The organism is Nocardioides ochotonae, assembly GCF_011420305.2.
In the GTDB taxonomy this organism is placed as follows: domain Bacteria; phylum Actinomycetota; class Actinomycetes; order Propionibacteriales; family Nocardioidaceae; genus Nocardioides; species Nocardioides ochotonae.
Map to the genome: position 1 here is coordinate 1,887,923 of NZ_CP061769.1, position 15,280 is coordinate 1,903,202.

A 15,280-nucleotide genomic window follows, 5' to 3' on the forward strand; every position below is an offset into this window, starting at 1 on the left:
CTCAGAAGTCTCGACTCAACCGGCGACGTAGGCGGCGAGGTGCTCCCCGGTCAGGGTGGTGGGGGTGGCGACGAGGGCGGCGGGGGTGCCCTCGAAGACCACCCGGCCGCCGTCGTGGCCGGCGCCGGGGCCGAGGTCGATGATCCAGTCGGCGTGCGCCATCACCGCCTGGTGGTGCTCGATGACGATCACCGAGCGGCCGGAGTCCACCAGCCGGTCGAGGAGCCCGAGCAGCTGCTCCACGTCGGCGAGGTGGAGCCCGGTGGTGGGCTCGTCGAGCACGTAGACCTCGCCGTCCTCGCCCATCCGGATCGCGAGCTTGAGGCGCTGGCGCTCGCCGCCGGAGAGCGTGGTGAGCGGCTGGCCGAGCGTGAGGTAGCCCAGCCCGACCCCGGCGAGTCGCTCCAGGATGCGATGCGCGGCGGGGATCCGGGCCTCCCCGGCGGCGAAGAACTCCTCCGCCTCGGTGACCGACATCGCCAGGACCTGGCTGATGTCACGCCCGGCCAGGCGGTGCTCGAGCACCTCCGCGGAGAAGCGCCGGCCCTCACACTCCTCGCAGGTGGTCGCGACCCCGGCCATCGTGGCCAGGTCGGTGTAGATCACGCCGGCGCCGTTGCAGGTCGGGCAGGCACCGGCGGAGTTGGCGCTGAACAGCGCGGGCTTGACGCCGTTGGCCTTGGCGAAGGCCTTGCGGATCGGCTCCAGCAGTCCGGTGTAGGTGGCGGGGTTGCTGCGCCGCGAGCCCTTGATCGTGCTCTGGTCGACCACCACGACGCCCTCGCGTCCAGCGATCGAGCCGTGCACCAGCGAGCTCTTGCCCGAGCCGGCGACCCCGGTCACGGCGACGAGCACCCCAAGGGGGATGTCGACGTCGACGTCGCGCAGGTTGTGGGTGTCGGCGCCGCGGACCTCGAGGGTGCCGGTCGGCGTGCGGACCTCGTCCTTGAGCCGGGCCCGGTCGTCGAGGTGGCGCCCGGTGAGCGTGCCGCTGCGCCGCAGGCCGGCCACCGAGCCCTCGAAGACGACCTCGCCGCCGGCGCTGCCGGCCAGCGGCCCGAGGTCGACCACGTGGTCGGCGATCGCGATCGTCTCCGGCTTGTGCTCGACGACGAGCACGGTGTTGCCCTTGTCGCGCAGCTGCAGGAGCAGCTCGTTCATCCGCTGGATGTCGTGGGGGTGCAGGCCGATGGTCGGCTCGTCGAAGACGTAGGTGACGTCGGTCAGCGAGGAGCCGAGGTGGCGCACCATCTTGGTGCGCTGCGCCTCGCCCCCGGACAGGGTGCCGGAGGGCCGGTCCAGGGAGAGGTAGCCCAGCCCGATCCCGGTGAAGGACTCCAGGGTCGCCGACAGCGAGCGAAGCAGCGGCGCCACCGACGGCGCGTCCAGCCCCGCCACCCAGTCGGCGAGGTCGCTGATCTGCATCGCGCAGGCGTCGGCGATGCTCGTGCCGCCGATCGTGGAGGAGCGCGCCGCCTCGTTGAGCCGGGTCCCGTCGCAGTCGGGACAGGTGGTGAAGGTGACCGCACGCTCGACGAAGGCCCGCACGTGGGGCTGCATCGCGTCGACGTCCTTGGCCAGGAACGACTTGCGGATCTGCGGGATCAGCCCGGCGTAGGTGAGGTTGATGCCGTCGACCTTGATCTTCGTCGGCTCCTTGTGGAGCAGGTCGTCGAGCTCGCGGGCCGTGAAGTCGCGGATCGGCTTGTCGGGGTCGAAGTAGCCGCAGGCGCGGAAGATCCGGCCCTGCCAGCCCGACATGCTGTAGCCGGGGATGGTGACCGCGCCCTGGTTGAGCGAGAGCGTCTCGTCGTAGAGCGCGGTCAGGTCGACGTCGGTGACCGTGCCGCGGCCCTCGCAGCGCGGGCACATGCCGCCGAGGCGGTGGAAGGTGGCCTTCTCCGTGGTGCTGCGCCCGCCGCGCTCGACGGTGATCGCCCCGCTGCCGCGCGCGGAGGGGACGTTGAAGGAGTACGCCGTGGGCGGGCCGAGGTGGGGCTCCCCGAGCCGGCTGAACAGGATGCGCAGCATGGCGTGGGCGTCGGTCACGGTGCCGACCGTGGAGCGCGGGTGGGAGCCCATCGGCTCCTGGTCGACGATGATCGCGGGGGTCAGCCCCTCGAGCACGTCGACGTCGGGGCGGGCCAGGGTCGGCATGAACCCCTGCACGAACGCGCTGTAGGTCTCGTTGATCAGCCGCTGGGACTCCGCGGCGATGGTGCCGAAGACCAGCGAGCTCTTGCCGGACCCCGAGACCCCGGTGAAGACGGTCAGGCGCCGCTTGGGGATCTCCACCGCGACGTCGCGCAGGTTGTTGACCCGTGCGCCGTGCACGCTGATGAGGTCGTGGCGGTCCGCTGCCCGGGTCGCGCTCATCGGCTCTCCCTCGCTCGGAGTGAGTGCAGATTCAACCAGTTCACACCGACGGCGGCGAGGCGCTCTGGACCGCTGCTCAGGGACGGGCCGCCGTGGCGGCGTCGGCCAGCACGTGGTGGCGCCCGATCGGCAGCATCAGCGGCCGACCGGAGACCGGGTCGGTGACGACGCTGCTCTCCAGGCCGAACACCGCCCGGACGGTGTCCTCGGTGAGCACCTCCTGCGGCGTCCCGCAGGCGTGCAGCCGGCCGCCGGCGAGCGCGACCAGCTGGTCGGCGTACCGCGCAGCGAGGTTGAGGTCGTGCAGCACCATCACGATCGTGGTCCCGCGCTGGCGGTTGAGGTCGGTGAGCAGGTCGAGGACCTCGATCTGGTGGCTGACGTCGAGGTACGTCGTGGGCTCGTCGAGCAGCAGCACGTCGGTCTCCTGGGCCAGCGCCATCGCGATCCAGACCCGCTGGCGCTGCCCACCGGAGAGCTCGTCGACCGGCCGCTCGGCCAGCTCGACGGTCTGGGTCGCCTCGAGCGCCGCGGCGACCGCGGCGTCGTCCTCGCGGGTCCAGCGGGTCAGGAAGCCGTGGTGCGGGTTGCGGCCGCGCCCGACCAGGTCGCTGACGGTGATCCCCTCCGGCGCGGTGGGGGCCTGGGGGAGCAGCCCGAGGGTGCGGGCGAGCTCCTTGGCCGGCATCTTGTGCACCTGCACGCCGTCGAGCAGCACCCGCCCGGCGCGCGGGGCGAGCAGCCGCGACATCGAGCGCAGCAGGGTGGACTTGCCGCAGGCGTTGGCGCCGACGATGGCCGTCACCCGGCCGGTCGCCACCGTGAGGTCGAGCGACTCGATCACGGTGCGCTCGCGGTAGCCGAGCGCCAGCTCTTCGACGGTGAGGGTGTGGCGGTCGGTCACAGGGAGCCTCCGGCGCGGTGGGTGCGGACGATGAGATAGACGAGGTACGGCGCCCCGAGCACGCCGGTCACGACGCCGACCGGGTAGCGGTGCTCGAAGAGGAACTGGCCGCAGAAGTCGGCCACCAGCACCAGCAGGGCGCCGACCAGCGCCGACGGCACGAGCAGCGAGGCGCCCGGGCCGACGAGACGGGCCGCGATCGGTCCGGCCAGGAACGCCACGAACGCGATCGGCCCGGTGGCGGCGGTGGCGAAGGCGACCAGCCCGACGGCGGTGAGGATCACCACGATGCGGGTGACCTCGACCCGGACTCCGAGCGCGGAGGCGGCGTCGTCGCCGAGGCGAAGCATGTCCAGGCCGCCGGCGCGCGAGAGCAGCACCGGACCCAGCACGACGAGGGCGAGCAGGGTCGGCACCACGTCGCCCCAGTCCGCGCCGTTGAGGCTGCCGGTGAGCCAACGGGTGGCCTCCTGCAGGTCCCACTCGGCGGCCTGGCTCAGCACGTAGGAGGTGACGCTCTCCAGCATCGCGGCGATGCCGATGCCGATCAGGATCAGCCGGGTGCCGACCACGCCGTCGCGGAAGGACAGCACGTAGATCAGCAGCGCGACACCGAGCCCGACGGCGATCGCGAACGCCGAGACCGCGGCGCCGCTCAGCGACAGCATCACGATCGCGACCGCCGCCGCCGCGCTCGCGCCGGCGCTGATGCCGATGATGTCGGGGCTGGCCAGCGGGTTGCGCAACATGGTCTGGAAGGCCACGCCGGCAAGGCCGAAGCACAGCCCGCTCAGCAGTGCCAGCACGGTGCGTGGCAGGCGCAGCCGCCCGACGGTGAAGGAGGCCCCCGGCACGTCCTGCCCGGCGATCACGCCCAGCACCTCGCCGGGGCCGTAGAAGGTCCGCCCGACCATCAGACTGACCGCGAGCATCGCCACGACCAGCGCCGCGAGCACGAGGGTCACCGTGCGACGGCGCGCCGCGCGGTGCCGGCGGGCGTGGGTCACGCGCTCGAGGGTCGTGGCGCTCACAGACCCGTTCACAGACCCGTTCGCAGACCCGTTCACAGGGCCCGCACCTTCTGGCGGCGTACGACGTGGATGAAGACCGGCGCCCCGACGAGCGCGGTGATGATGCCGACGTCGACCTCGCTGGGGCGCGCCACGATGCGACCGACCACGTCGGCGGCGGTCAGCAGTGCGGCCCCCACCACGGCGGAGAACGGCAGCAGCCAGCGGTGGTCGACTCCGACCAGCAGCCGGCACAGGTGCGGCACGACCAGCCCGACGAAGCCGATCGGCCCCGCCACGGCGGTGGCGGCGCCGCACAGCAGCACCGCGCCGAACGCGGCGGCGCCGCGGGTCAGCGCGACCCGCTCGCCCAGGCCGGCGGCGACGTCGTCGCCCAGCGCCAGGGAGTTGAGCCCGCGCGAGGTGGCCACGCAGACCAGCAGGCCGACGAGCAGGAACGGCGCGACCAGCCGGATCGTGTCGTACGACGCGCCGCCGACGCCGCCGATCTGCCAGGACCGCACGCCGCCGGCGATGTCGTTGCGGGGGAGCACCACCGCGGTGATGACGGAGGCGAACGCGGCCGAGGTGGCGGTGCCGGCCAGCGCGAGCTTGAGCGGGGTGGCACCGCCGCGTCCCAGCGACCCGACGGCGTACACGAACGCCGCGGCGGCGGCCGCGCCGAGGATGCCGACCCAGATGTAGCTCGACGCGGCGGTGAGCCCGAACCACGCGATGCCGGTGATGACCGCCAGCGAGGCGCCCATGTTGACGCCGAGGATGCCGGGGTCCGCGAGCGGGTTGCGGGTGACGCCCTGCATGACCGCGCCGGCGACGGCGAGCGCCGCGCCGACCAGTACCGCCAGCAGGGTGCGGGGGATCCGCTTGGCCACGGCCGCCTCGCCGATGGTCTCGGTGGACCCGCCCAGCCCGGCGAGGATCTCCTCGAAGGTGACCTCGCGGGAGCCGACGGCGACCGACCACAGGGTCAGCAGCGCCAGCAGCACCACGGACCCGGCGAGCCAGGCGGCGCGCACCCGCCGCGGACGTCGGACGACGCCCGCGGCGGGTGCGGGTGCGACGGCGGGCGTCGCGGTGTCCGGCAGCGAGCCGGTCGTGGAACCTGTCACCGGGTGGCGGTGCCGGCCTCGGCGAGCATGGTGACGTAGTCCTCGAGCACGTAGGAGATCGACAGCGGCGTCGGGTTCGCGGCGGTGCCCAGCGGGTTGTTCGGCAGCAGCACGATCGCGCCGTTCGCCACGGCCGGCATCTTCGAGAGCAGCGGGTCGCCCTCGAGCGCCTCGACCAGGGTCTCGTCGCCGTAGGTCACGATCAGCTCGACGTCGTCGAGGCCGTCGATCTGCTCGGCGCTGCGGGTCAGGCTGAACTGGTCGGTCTTCGCCGAGGCGTCCGCGATGCTCGCCGGGGTGGCCAGGCCGAGGTCCTCGAAGAAACGCGCCCGGGTGTCGTGCGTCGTGTAGAAGCTGACCTCGCTGAGGTCGGTGGTGTCGACGTGGGTCAGGAACATCGCGCCCGTGCCCTCGAGGCCCGGGTGCGCGGCCACGGTGTCGGCGATCTCGCCCTCGAGGTCGGCGACCAGCTCCTCGCCCTCCTCGGCCATGCCCATCGCCTTGCTGCTGAGCGTGATCATCTCGCGCCAGTCCGTCGACCAGGGCGCCTCGGGGTAGGCGACGACCGGAGCGATCTCCTGGAGCGTGTCGTAGTCCTCCTGGGTGAGCCCGGAGTACGCCGCGAGGATCACGTCGGGCGCGGTGTTCGCGACGGCCTCGAAGTCGATGCCGTCGGTCTCGTCGAAGAGCACGGGGGTCTCCGCGTCGAGCTCCTCGAGCCGGTCGCTCACCCAGGGCAGCAGGCCGTCGCCGTCGTCGTCGCCGAAGTTCGCCGCCGCCATGCCGACCGGCACCACGCCGAGGGCGAGCGGGACCTCGTGGTTGGCCCAGTTCACGGTGGCGACCCGCGCGGGCCGCTCCGGGATCTCGGTGGTGCCCAGTGCGTGCTCGATCGTGATCGGGTACGTCGCGCCGGAGTCGGCGCCGACGCTGCCGTCGGTCGCGGTGTCGTCGCTGTCCGCGGAGGACGAGCAGCCGGTGAGCAGCAGGGCGGCGGCGCCGACGGAGCCGACGAGGAGTCGCAGGGAACGCACGGGAGGTCCTTCGGGTTCGGGGGATGGAACGGAGGAGCCGGGGGTGGCAGGCGCCGGGAAGGCTCGTCCACCTCCGCCGACCCGACGGCGGTGCGGGCGGTGCGGGCACCAGGCGTTGGTGAGGCTAACCTAAGTGCTCCACGTCTCCGGAAAGAGGTCCCATGTACGGCGCAGTCGTGTCCACCGAGCGGGTCACGCCCTCGATCGTGCGGGTGGTGCTCGGCGGCGAGGGCCTCGCGGAGTTCGCGATGCCGGCCGCCACCGACGCCTACGTCAACCTCGCGATCGCCCCGCCCGGCGCGCCGTACGACGCGGTCTTCGACCCGCGGCAGGTGCGCGAGGAGCAGCCGCGCGAGTGGTGGCCGGCCCGGCGTCGCTACACCGTGCGCGCCTGGGACCCGGCGAGCCGGCAGCTCACCCTCGACTTCGTGGTGCACGGCGACGAGGGGGTCGCCGGTCCGTGGGCGGCCCGTGCCGTCGCCGGTGACGTGCTGGTGTTCGAGGGCCCCGGCAGCGGCTACGCGCCCGACCCCGACGCCGACTGGCACCTGTTCGTGGGCGACGAGTCCGCGCTGCCGGCCATCGCCGCCTCGCTGGAGGGCGTCCGGCCCGGCCGCCCGGTCGTGGTGCGCCTGGTCTGCGACGACGCCGCGCACGAGATCCCGCTGAGCACCCCGGGGCAGCTGGACCTGCGCTGGCTGCACCGCCGCGGCGCGGCGGACCCCGGGCGCCTGCTGCTCGACGCGGTCGCGGCGCTCGCGCTGCCCGCCGGCCGCCCGGACGCGTTCGTCCACGGCGAGGCCGACGAGATCCGCGGCCTGCGCCGCCACCTGCTCCTCGACCGTGGCCTGGAGCGCTCCGCCATGTCGTGCTCGCCGTACTGGCGGCGCACGATGACCGACGAGGCCTGGCGCCAGGTGAAGGCCGACTTCGTCGCCTCCATGGACGCCGATCTCGGTTGAGCACCCGCACCCACGCGCCGGCCGACGACCTGCGTCGGACCGAGAGCGCCACCGCACCCCCCGTGCTCGCCGGCGGGCACGCGCCCACGACCGCGGGCGCGCTGCTGCGCCGTACCGTGCGGCGCCACGCCCGAGCCCTCGCCGGCGCCTCCGCGCTGGTGACCGTCTGGCAGGTCGCCGAGCTGATGGTGCCGGTGCTGATCGGCGTGGTCATCGACCGTGCGGTGGTCACCGGCGACGGCTGGCAGATGCTGCTGTGGGCGGCGGTCTTCGCGCTGCACTTCGTGGTGCTCAGCCTCAGCTACCGCTTCGGCGCGCGGATGGGCAACCGCGCCCTGCACACCGAGTCCCACGCGCTGCGCACCGAGGTCTCGGCCCACGTGCTGTCGGGCCGTGGCGCCCGCGCCGACCGGCTGCCCGGCGACGTCGTGAGCATCGCGACGGCCGATGCGGAGATGGTCGCCGTCGTCGTGCGCCAGGTGATGTTCACCGTCGCGGGCGCGGTCGGCCTGCTGGTCAGCGCCGTGGTGCTGGCCGCGATCGACCCGGTGCTCGCGCTGGTCGTGCTGGTCGGGGTGCCGTGCGTGCTGGTCGTGACCCAGCTGCTGTCCCCGCGCCTGGCCACGCGCAGCGCGGTGCGCCAGGAGGCCCTCGGCGAGGCCGCCGGGATCGCCAGCGACCTGGTCCGCGGGATCCGCCCGCTCAAGGGGGTCGCCGGTGAGGACGCCGCGCTGGACCGCTACCGCCGCCGCAGCCAGCAGGCGGCCACCGCCAGCGTCGGCGCCGCCCGCTGGGAGGGCGTGATGCAGGGCATGACCGAGGGCCTGAGCGGGCTGTTCCTCGCCGTCGTCGCCCTGGTCGCCGGTGTCCGCGCGGTCAACGGCGACATCGGCGTCGGCGAGTTCGTCGCGGTCGTCGGCATCAGCCAGTTCCTCGGCGAGCCGCTGCGGATGCTGACCTTCCTGGTCGCCCAGCTGGCCCAGTCACGCGCCTCCGCCGCCCGGATCGTCGACTTCCTCGCGACCCCGCCGCTGGTGCTCGCCACCCGCGAGCAGCACGCCGGCACGCACCCCGACTCCTCCGACGCCCGACCGAGCGCCTCGAGCACGCCGTCGCTGGCGCTGCGCGCAGTGTCCTCCGGCCCGCTCGCCGACCTCACCCTCGAGGCCGCGCCGGGCCGCTCGGTCGCCGTGGTGGCCGAGGACCCCGCCGACGCCGCCGCCCTGCTCGCCCTGCTGCGCGGCGAGGCCGTGCCCGACGCCGGCACGGTGCTCGTCGGCGAGCGTGCGGTCGGTGACCTCGACGTCGAGGAGCTGCACGCGGCGCTGCTGGTCGCCGACCACCACGTCGAGCTCTTCGACGGCACCCTGCGCAGCAACGTCGACCCGCACACCGCCCTGGACGCCGAGCGGCTCGCGCGGGTGCTGCACGCCTGCGCCGCCGACGAGGTCGTCGCCCAGGCGCCCACCGGTCTCGAGGAGCACGTCCGCGTCGGCGGCACCACCCTCTCCGGCGGCCAGCGTCAGCGGCTCGGGCTGGCCCGTGCCCTCGCCGCCGACCCCGGCGTCCTGGTGCTGCACGACCCCACCACCGCCGTCGACGCGGTCACCGAGGCCCGGATCGCCGAGGGCCTCCACGACCTCCGCCACGCCCCCGGGGCGCCGGTGCGCACGACGCTCGTCGTGACCAGCAGCCCGGCGCTGCTGGCCCGCGCCGACGTCGTCGTCCACCTCCGCGCGGGCCGGGTGGTCGCCCGCGGCCGCCACCACGACCTCGTCGCCGACGAGCGCTACCGGGCGGCGGTGCTGCGATGACCACGCGACTCCCGGTCTCCAGCGCGCGCGACGCCTACGCGCTGACCCGCCGCCTGCTCACCCGGCGCCGGTGGACCTTCGCCCTCAGCGCCTCGATGTTCGCGGTGGCCGGCGCCGCCGGCCTGGTCGCCCCCTGGCAGCTGGGCCGCATCGCCGACCTGGTGAGCACCGGCGGCAGCACCCGGGAGGTGCTCACCGCCGCGGGCTGGATCGGCGCCGCCGCGCTCGTGGCCGCGCTGGCCACCGCGGTGTCGGTCGCGGCCCTGGCCCGCGCCGCCGAGCCGGCGCTCGCCGAGCTGCGCGAGGACGTGCTGGACCGCGCGCTGCACCTGGACACCGAGCAGCTCGAGGCCACCGGCAGCGGCGACCTGCTCGCGCGCGTCAGCGACGACGTACGCGTGGTCGCCGGCTCGCTCACCGAGGCGGTGCCGCTCGTCGTGAACTCCCTGATGGCCATCCTCTTCACCCTCGTCGGCCTGCTCGCCCTGGACTGGCGCCTCGGTCTCGCCGGCCTGGCCGCGGCCCCGGCGTTCGTGCTGGCACTGCGCTGGTACCTGCCGCGCTCGGGGCCCTACTACCGCCGCGAGCGCGAGGCGAACGGCGAGCGCGCCGAGACGCTGCTCGCCGGCGTCCACGGCAGCCGTCCGCTGCGCGCACTGGGCACCGCCGGGCAGCAGCAGGAGCGGATCGCGCAGGCGTCCTGGCGCTCGGCGCGGATCTCCATCGACGTGTTCGACCTGATGATGCGCTTCGGCGGTCGCACCAACCGGGCGGAGGCGATCGGGCTGCTGCTGGTGCTCGGCACCGGCTTCTGGGTGGTGCGCGCCGACGTGGCGACGGTCGGCGCGGTGACGACCGCCGCGCTCTTCTTCCACCGGCTCTTCAACCCCATCGGCGCGGTGCTGTTCCTCTTCGACGAGGTCCAGTCGGCCGGCGCCTCGCTGACCCGCCTCGCCGGGGTGGCGCTGCTTCCGCCGCCCGTCACCGGGTCCGGCACCGCGCCGGCCCACGGCGGCGTCTCGCTCGTCGGCGTCGGGCACGTGTACGACGGCGGGCACCGCGCCCTGGCCGGCGTCGACCTCGACATCGCCCCCGGCGAGAGGGTCGCGGTCGTCGGCAGCAGCGGCGCCGGCAAGACCACGCTCGGCGCGATCGTGGCGGGCCGGCTGGTCCCCAGCGCCGGCACCGTGCTGGTCGGCGGCGTGGACGTCGCCGACGCCGCGCTCCCGGGACGTCCGGTGGTGGCGACGGTGACCCAGGAGGTGCACGTCTTCGCCGGATCCGTGCGCGAGAACCTGCTGCTCGCGCGTCCCGACGCCACCCCCGCCGAGGTCGACGCGGCCCTGGCGGCGGTCGGCGCCGCGGGCTGGGTCGCGGCGCTGCCGCAGGGTGCGGACAGCGAGGTCGGCGGTGGCGCCGTCCCGCTCACGCCCGCCCAGGCCCAGCAGGTCGCGCTGGCCAGGGTCCTGCTCGCCGACCCCCAGGTGGTCGTGCTCGACGAGGCCACCGCCGAGGCGGGCTCGGCCGGGGCCCGCGCGCTCGAGGACGCGGCTCGTGCCGTCACCGAGGGCCGCACCACGATCACGATCGCGCACCGGCTGGTGCAGGCCCGCGACGCCGACCGGGTGCTGGTGCTCGAGGACGGCGTGGCCGTCGAGCTGGGCACCCACGAGGAGCTCGTGGCCGCCGGCGGCCGCTACGCGCGGCTGTGGTCGGCCTGGTCCAGTCGCTGAGGCGAGACCTCGCCGGGAGCGGCGTTCAGGAGCCGGCGGTGACCTTCTCGGCGAGCCGGAGCGCCGCGTGCCGCACCAGCGGCGCCTCGTCGGGGTCGGCGGCGGCCCGCTCGGGGACCAGCCCGCCGAGCAGGGCGGCCGGACGGGTGAGCCAGCCCCACGCGCTCCACGGGTCCATGCGCGCGGCGAGCAGCGGCTCGAGGACGGGGAGGAGCTCGGGGCGCACCTGGCCCTCGGCGTCGAGCTGGAAGCCGGGGACCAGCACCCGCTCGCCCTCGGTGAGCACCAGCAGCTGGTGGCGCGAGGCGGCCTTGTGGATGCTGAACCGGGCGGCGTCGACCGAGGAGCCGCGGCGCGCGGCCAGGGTCTCGTAGGTGAACCACTCGGTGGCCAGCAGCTCCTGGCGTACCCGGGCGCGCTGGGCGAGCTGCAGCAGCGGCACTGGTACGGCGTGCTGGGGCTCGGTGCCCTCGGCGTGCAGCTGGCGGTCGAGGTCGGCCAGCTGCTCGGCGCTCAGCTGCGCGCCGGTGCGCGGGTCGGTCCACACCGCGCGGCCGTGGCAGTCGCGCGTCATCGTCGGCAGGCCGGCCTCGCGCAGCGCCGCCACCAGGCCGAGCTCCTCGAGCCAGGCCGCCAGCCGCTCGCCGGTCTCGAGGGCCGCTGCTGCGTCTGCGGGGGACGGTGTCGAAGTCATGGTTCCAGCCTGCCGCACCGCGTCCGGCGCAGCGGCACCGCCCTGAGCAGTGCGACCCGGGTCACGGTCGGCGCCACCGCCAGGGCTCACGAGGAGCTCCGATCGTGGTCGGCGAGCCCGGCCAGCATGCGGTTGTAGGCCTCCAGCTCGGCGTCGGAGTCGCGCGAGGACTGCCGGTCGTGGCGGTCCGCGTCGCGGGTGTCGCTGCGGAACCACTGGAACAGCAGCACCACCATGACGATGAGCAGCGGGATCTCGCCCAGGGCCCAGGTGATCGAGCCCCCGACGTACTGGTCCTGGGAGAGGTCGGTGGCGAAGCCGCGGTCCAGCATCGAGTAGTAGTCGCCGGCCACGACCGCGTCCGCGCTCATCAGCGCGATGGCGAAGAACGCGTGGAACGGCGTGACGAGCAGCATCAGCCCGAGCCGGGCCAGGTGCGAGGGGCGGTGCGGCAGCGGGGCGTCGCCGACCAGCACCTCGAAGTAGAGGAAGCCGGCGATCAGGAAGTGCAGCTCCATGAAGGCGTGGCCGAGGTGGTTCTGCATCAGCGCCTCGAAGACGCCGGTCAGGTAGACGGCGTAGAGGCTGCCGACGAAGATCACGGCCGCCACCAGCGGGTGGGTGAGGAACCGCGCCGGGCGCGAGCGGAGCACCGAGGACAGCCACTGGCGCGGGCCGTGGCCGCCGGGCGTGTCGGCGCCGGGAAGCGCGCGCAACGCCAGGGTCACCGGGGCGCCGACGACCAGGAAGATCGGGGCGACCATCGAGAGCACCATGTGCGCGGCCATGTGGGCGCTGAACATGACCTCGGAGTAGACCGCGAGGCCGCCGAGGGTGGTGTAGGCGACCAGCAGCAGGCCCACGAACCACGACACCGTGCGGCCGACCGACCAGCGGCCGCCGCGACGGCGCACGGCGATGATGCCGGCGACGTAGCCGGCGGTACCGAGCAGGACGACGGCGAGGCCGATGCCGGAGGGGGTGAAGGTGAACAGCAGGTTCGCGACGCTCGGGGGGTCGGGGAGCGGACCGCCGAGCAGGCTCTCCGCGCCGTTGGCGTACGGCTCGCCGACCGGCGGCGCGGTGCGGCCCAGGGCGACGCCGAGGCCGGCGGCCACCGACATGAGCACGAGCTCGAGGCCGACGACGGGGGCCAGGTCGCGCACCCCGCTCACCGTCTGCGGGCGCTCGACGAGCGCGCGCCGGGCCTGCAGGGCGACCCAGCACAGCAGCGCCAGGACGGCGGTCTTGGCCAGCACGCCCGCGCCGTACGCCGTGGTGAACAGCTCGGCGGGGGAGCCGAGGTTGACCAGGGCGCTCACCACGCCGGAGGCCAGGGTGAGACCCAGGCACCAGGCGGCGAGGCCGGAGAACCGGCGGGCGGCCCGGGCGCGGGCCTCGGTGGGCTCGCGCAGGAACCAGGCGAGCGCGACCAGGCCGCCGGCCCAGACCGTCACCGGTCCGACGTGCAGCGCGAGCGCGATGACCGCGGTGTCGTGGCTGCCCGAGGAGGCGGAGTGCCCGGTCAGGACGCCGGTGAGGTTGGCGAGGACCGCCAGCACCAGGAGGAAGGCCGACTCGCGGACCGCGAGCACCCAGCGGCAGGCCGCGGCGAGCACGACGGCGGCGACGGCCTGGACCAGGAGCACCTGGCCCTGGTCGGACTGCAGGGCGAAGTCCCACACGGTGCCGGGCCGCACGTTGCGCAGCGGCACCGCGAACAGGTCGGAGTAGGTGAGGGTGAGCTCGGCCAGGCAGACCAGCAGCCACGCGCCGGCCAGCCAGCGCACCGACGCGACGGCGCGGTAGGCGCGCCCGGTCAGCTCGCTGCGCGGCCCGGCGCCGGTGAGCAGCGGCACCAGCAGCGCGCCGACGGTCGCGACGCCGAGCGCGAGCGAGGCGTAGCCGAGCACCGGCACGCCCCAGCCGGTGAGCGCGCCGGGGTCGGGCAGCCCGGCCGGCGGCGCCTCGGGAGCGCCTCCGCCGAGCAGCAGGAAGGCGACCAGCGCGACCAGCCCGCCGCCCACGGCGAGCAGCAGCATGCGCAGACGTGGACTCACTGCGAGCCTCCGCGACGCGCCCGGAGCACCAGTGCCCCGCCCAGCCCGAAGACCGCCACGACGCCCGCCACGAGCAGCACGGTGGACAGGGCGTCCCCGCCGTCACCGTTCCCGGCGCCCTCGGCGGTCTCGTCCGTCTGGGCGGCGTCGGCGGCGTCGGCGTCGGCGTCGGCCACGGTCGGGGTCTCGACCTCGAAGGTCTGCTCGCCGCTGATCGGGTGCCCGTCGGCGGACACCACCCGGTAGGCCAGCGTGTAGGTCCCGGCCGGCAGCGCGAGGCCCTGGGCGTCGAGGGCCTGGGTCACCTGCGGGCCGGCCACCGCGGCGTCCCCGCTGTTCACCCGGACGCCGTCGGGTGCGGTGACCACGACGTACGCCGGGTCCGCGATCGACTCGTTGAACTCCAGCGTCACCTCGTCGGGCAGCGTCTCGACGCTGCTGGCGTCGGCGGGGTCGGAGGAGACGAGGGCGGCGTGCGCCGACGCCGGGAGGGCGGTGGCGAGCAGGAGGCCCGGGACCAGGGCGACCAGCAGTGCCGCGAGCGTGGCGAGGCGGCGGCGCGGGGTCGACGACGTGACAGGGCGGTGGTTCACAGCAGGGTGCTCCAGTAGTCCCAGAAACGGATCAGGATGAGGACGGCGACGTACCACCAGGCGACCGCAGGGAACGCCGTCGGTGGCGCGCAGGGGTCTCCATGGTGCGACAAGTGTCGCAACCACCGGTTCGCGCCGCCGAACCGGCGGCGGCCCGAGAGGCGCAGGTCACGGTGGCCGCGTCCCGGTCCCGGGCGCCGACCGGAGCCTCAGCGGTCGCCGAGGCCGTGGGCGACGCCCCACAGCACCGCCTGCGAGCGGCGCTCGACGCCGATCTTGCGGTACGCCGAGCGGATGTGGGTCTTCACGGTGTTGATGCTCAGGAAGGACTGGTCGGCGATCTCCTGGTTGCTCATCCCGCGCGAGATGCAGGCGATGATCTCGGCCTCGCGCGGCGAGAGCCCCTGGTGCTCGCCGGGCCAGGTGCTGCGTCGGGGGTGGCGACTGCCCTGGTGGGAGGTGTCGGACGCCACGACCGTGTGCCCCTCGTGGACCGCGACGACCGCCTTCACCAGCTCGTCGGCCGTGCAGCTCTTGTGCAGGTAGCCCGCCGCCCCCTGCGCCATCGCGACGTCGGCGGGGTAGGTGCGCCAGCTGTAGACCAGCACCGGTGCCTGGTGGTCGCGCACCAGCTTGGCGAGGTTGGGGTCGCGCCCGGGCAGCCGCCCGAAGGTGTCGTAGAGGATCACGGCGGGCGAGCGGTTCAGCTCCGCCTTGATGGTGAGCTCGGCGACCTCGACGTCGTCGTACGGCTCGAGCATCGCGTGCAGTCCGCGGACGATGACCTCGTAGTCGTTCGCGATCGCCAGGCGCACCGGCGTCGACTGCGGCTGCGGGCTCACAGGAGCGGAGGTCATGGTCTGGAGTACCCGTTCCCCGCCCCCTCCAACACCCGGAGTCGGTGGGGGCCCGATTCGTGGGGGACCGGGGGTCGGATGGGATGCTGTCGCGTCGCCTCGCGCCGGAGCCC

The 15,280-nt window shown here is 74.5% G+C and carries 12 protein-coding genes; 3 read left to right on the plus strand and 9 right to left on the minus strand.

Annotation, left to right across the window (positions count from 1 at the left end; genetic code table 11):
* Positions 1-15: 15 nt before the first annotated feature.
* From HBO46_RS09150 to HBO46_RS09170, 5 genes are all read right to left on the minus strand, one after another.
* On the minus strand, positions 16-2,376 hold the full coding sequence (locus HBO46_RS09150) for an ATP-binding cassette domain-containing protein (RefSeq protein WP_166138651.1): 2,361 nt from the start codon (positions 2,374-2,376) through the stop codon (positions 16-18).
* A 76-nt stretch (positions 2,377-2,452) separates the two neighbouring features.
* Complete coding sequence (locus HBO46_RS09155; RefSeq protein WP_166138649.1) at positions 2,453-3,280, minus strand: ABC transporter ATP-binding protein; 828 nt, start codon at positions 3,278-3,280, stop codon at positions 2,453-2,455.
* Complete coding sequence (locus HBO46_RS09160; RefSeq protein WP_166138646.1) at positions 3,277-4,311, minus strand: FecCD family ABC transporter permease; 1,035 nt, start codon at positions 4,309-4,311, stop codon at positions 3,277-3,279. Before HBO46_RS09160 ends, HBO46_RS09155 begins: the two co-directional genes overlap by 4 nt.
* Before the next feature lie 32 nt (positions 4,312-4,343).
* A complete protein-coding gene (locus HBO46_RS09165; protein WP_166138644.1) occupies positions 4,344-5,420 on the minus strand; it encodes a FecCD family ABC transporter permease in 1,077 nt (358 codons plus the stop codon).
* Positions 5,417-6,454 carry an iron-siderophore ABC transporter substrate-binding protein gene (locus HBO46_RS09170; RefSeq protein WP_166138642.1) on the minus strand — a complete coding sequence of 346 codons (1,038 nt, stop codon included), beginning with the start codon at positions 6,452-6,454 and terminating at the stop codon, positions 5,417-5,419. Before HBO46_RS09170 ends, HBO46_RS09165 begins: the two co-directional genes overlap by 4 nt.
* A gap of 161 nt (positions 6,455-6,615) precedes the next feature.
* Here HBO46_RS09170 and HBO46_RS09175 point away from each other — a divergent pair, with 161 nt between their 5' ends.
* Genes HBO46_RS09175 through HBO46_RS09185 form a run of 3 tightly spaced genes read left to right on the plus strand, consistent with a single transcriptional unit; the run spans position 6,616 to position 10,963 of the window.
* Positions 6,616-7,416, plus strand: coding sequence for a siderophore-interacting protein (locus tag HBO46_RS09175; protein WP_166138639.1), 801 nt, complete (start codon positions 6,616-6,618; stop codon positions 7,414-7,416).
* Positions 7,413-9,230, plus strand: a complete 1,818-nt coding sequence (locus HBO46_RS09180; protein WP_166138637.1) for an ABC transporter ATP-binding protein — start codon at positions 7,413-7,415, stop codon at positions 9,228-9,230. Before HBO46_RS09175 ends, HBO46_RS09180 begins: the two co-directional genes overlap by 4 nt.
* Positions 9,227-10,963, plus strand: coding sequence for an ABC transporter ATP-binding protein (locus HBO46_RS09185; protein WP_166138634.1), 1,737 nt, complete (start codon positions 9,227-9,229; stop codon positions 10,961-10,963). Before HBO46_RS09180 ends, HBO46_RS09185 begins: the two co-directional genes overlap by 4 nt.
* Before the next feature lie 25 nt (positions 10,964-10,988).
* Here the strand turns inward: HBO46_RS09185 and HBO46_RS09190 are convergent, their stop codons facing one another.
* The 4 genes from HBO46_RS09190 to HBO46_RS09205 all read right to left on the minus strand — a co-directional run bounded on the left by HBO46_RS09190 (position 10,989) and on the right by HBO46_RS09205 (position 15,167).
* Complete coding sequence (locus tag HBO46_RS09190) at positions 10,989-11,657, minus strand: hypothetical protein (RefSeq protein WP_166138632.1); 669 nt, start codon at positions 11,655-11,657, stop codon at positions 10,989-10,991.
* A gap of 86 nt (positions 11,658-11,743) precedes the next feature.
* Positions 11,744-13,717: a cytochrome c oxidase assembly protein gene (locus HBO46_RS09195; RefSeq protein ID WP_166138630.1), complete on the minus strand. Its 1,974-nt coding sequence runs from the start codon at positions 13,715-13,717 to the stop codon at positions 11,744-11,746.
* The gene (locus HBO46_RS09200; RefSeq protein ID WP_166138627.1) at positions 13,714-14,310 is read right to left on the minus strand and encodes a copper resistance CopC family protein; all 597 of its coding nucleotides are present in this window, start codon (positions 14,308-14,310) and stop codon (positions 13,714-13,716) included. Before HBO46_RS09200 ends, HBO46_RS09195 begins: the two co-directional genes overlap by 4 nt.
* Positions 14,311-14,519: 209 nt before the next feature.
* On the minus strand, positions 14,520-15,167 hold the full coding sequence (locus HBO46_RS09205) for a helix-turn-helix transcriptional regulator (RefSeq protein ID WP_166138625.1): 648 nt from the start codon (positions 15,165-15,167) through the stop codon (positions 14,520-14,522).
* Positions 15,168-15,280 lie beyond the last annotated feature (113 nt).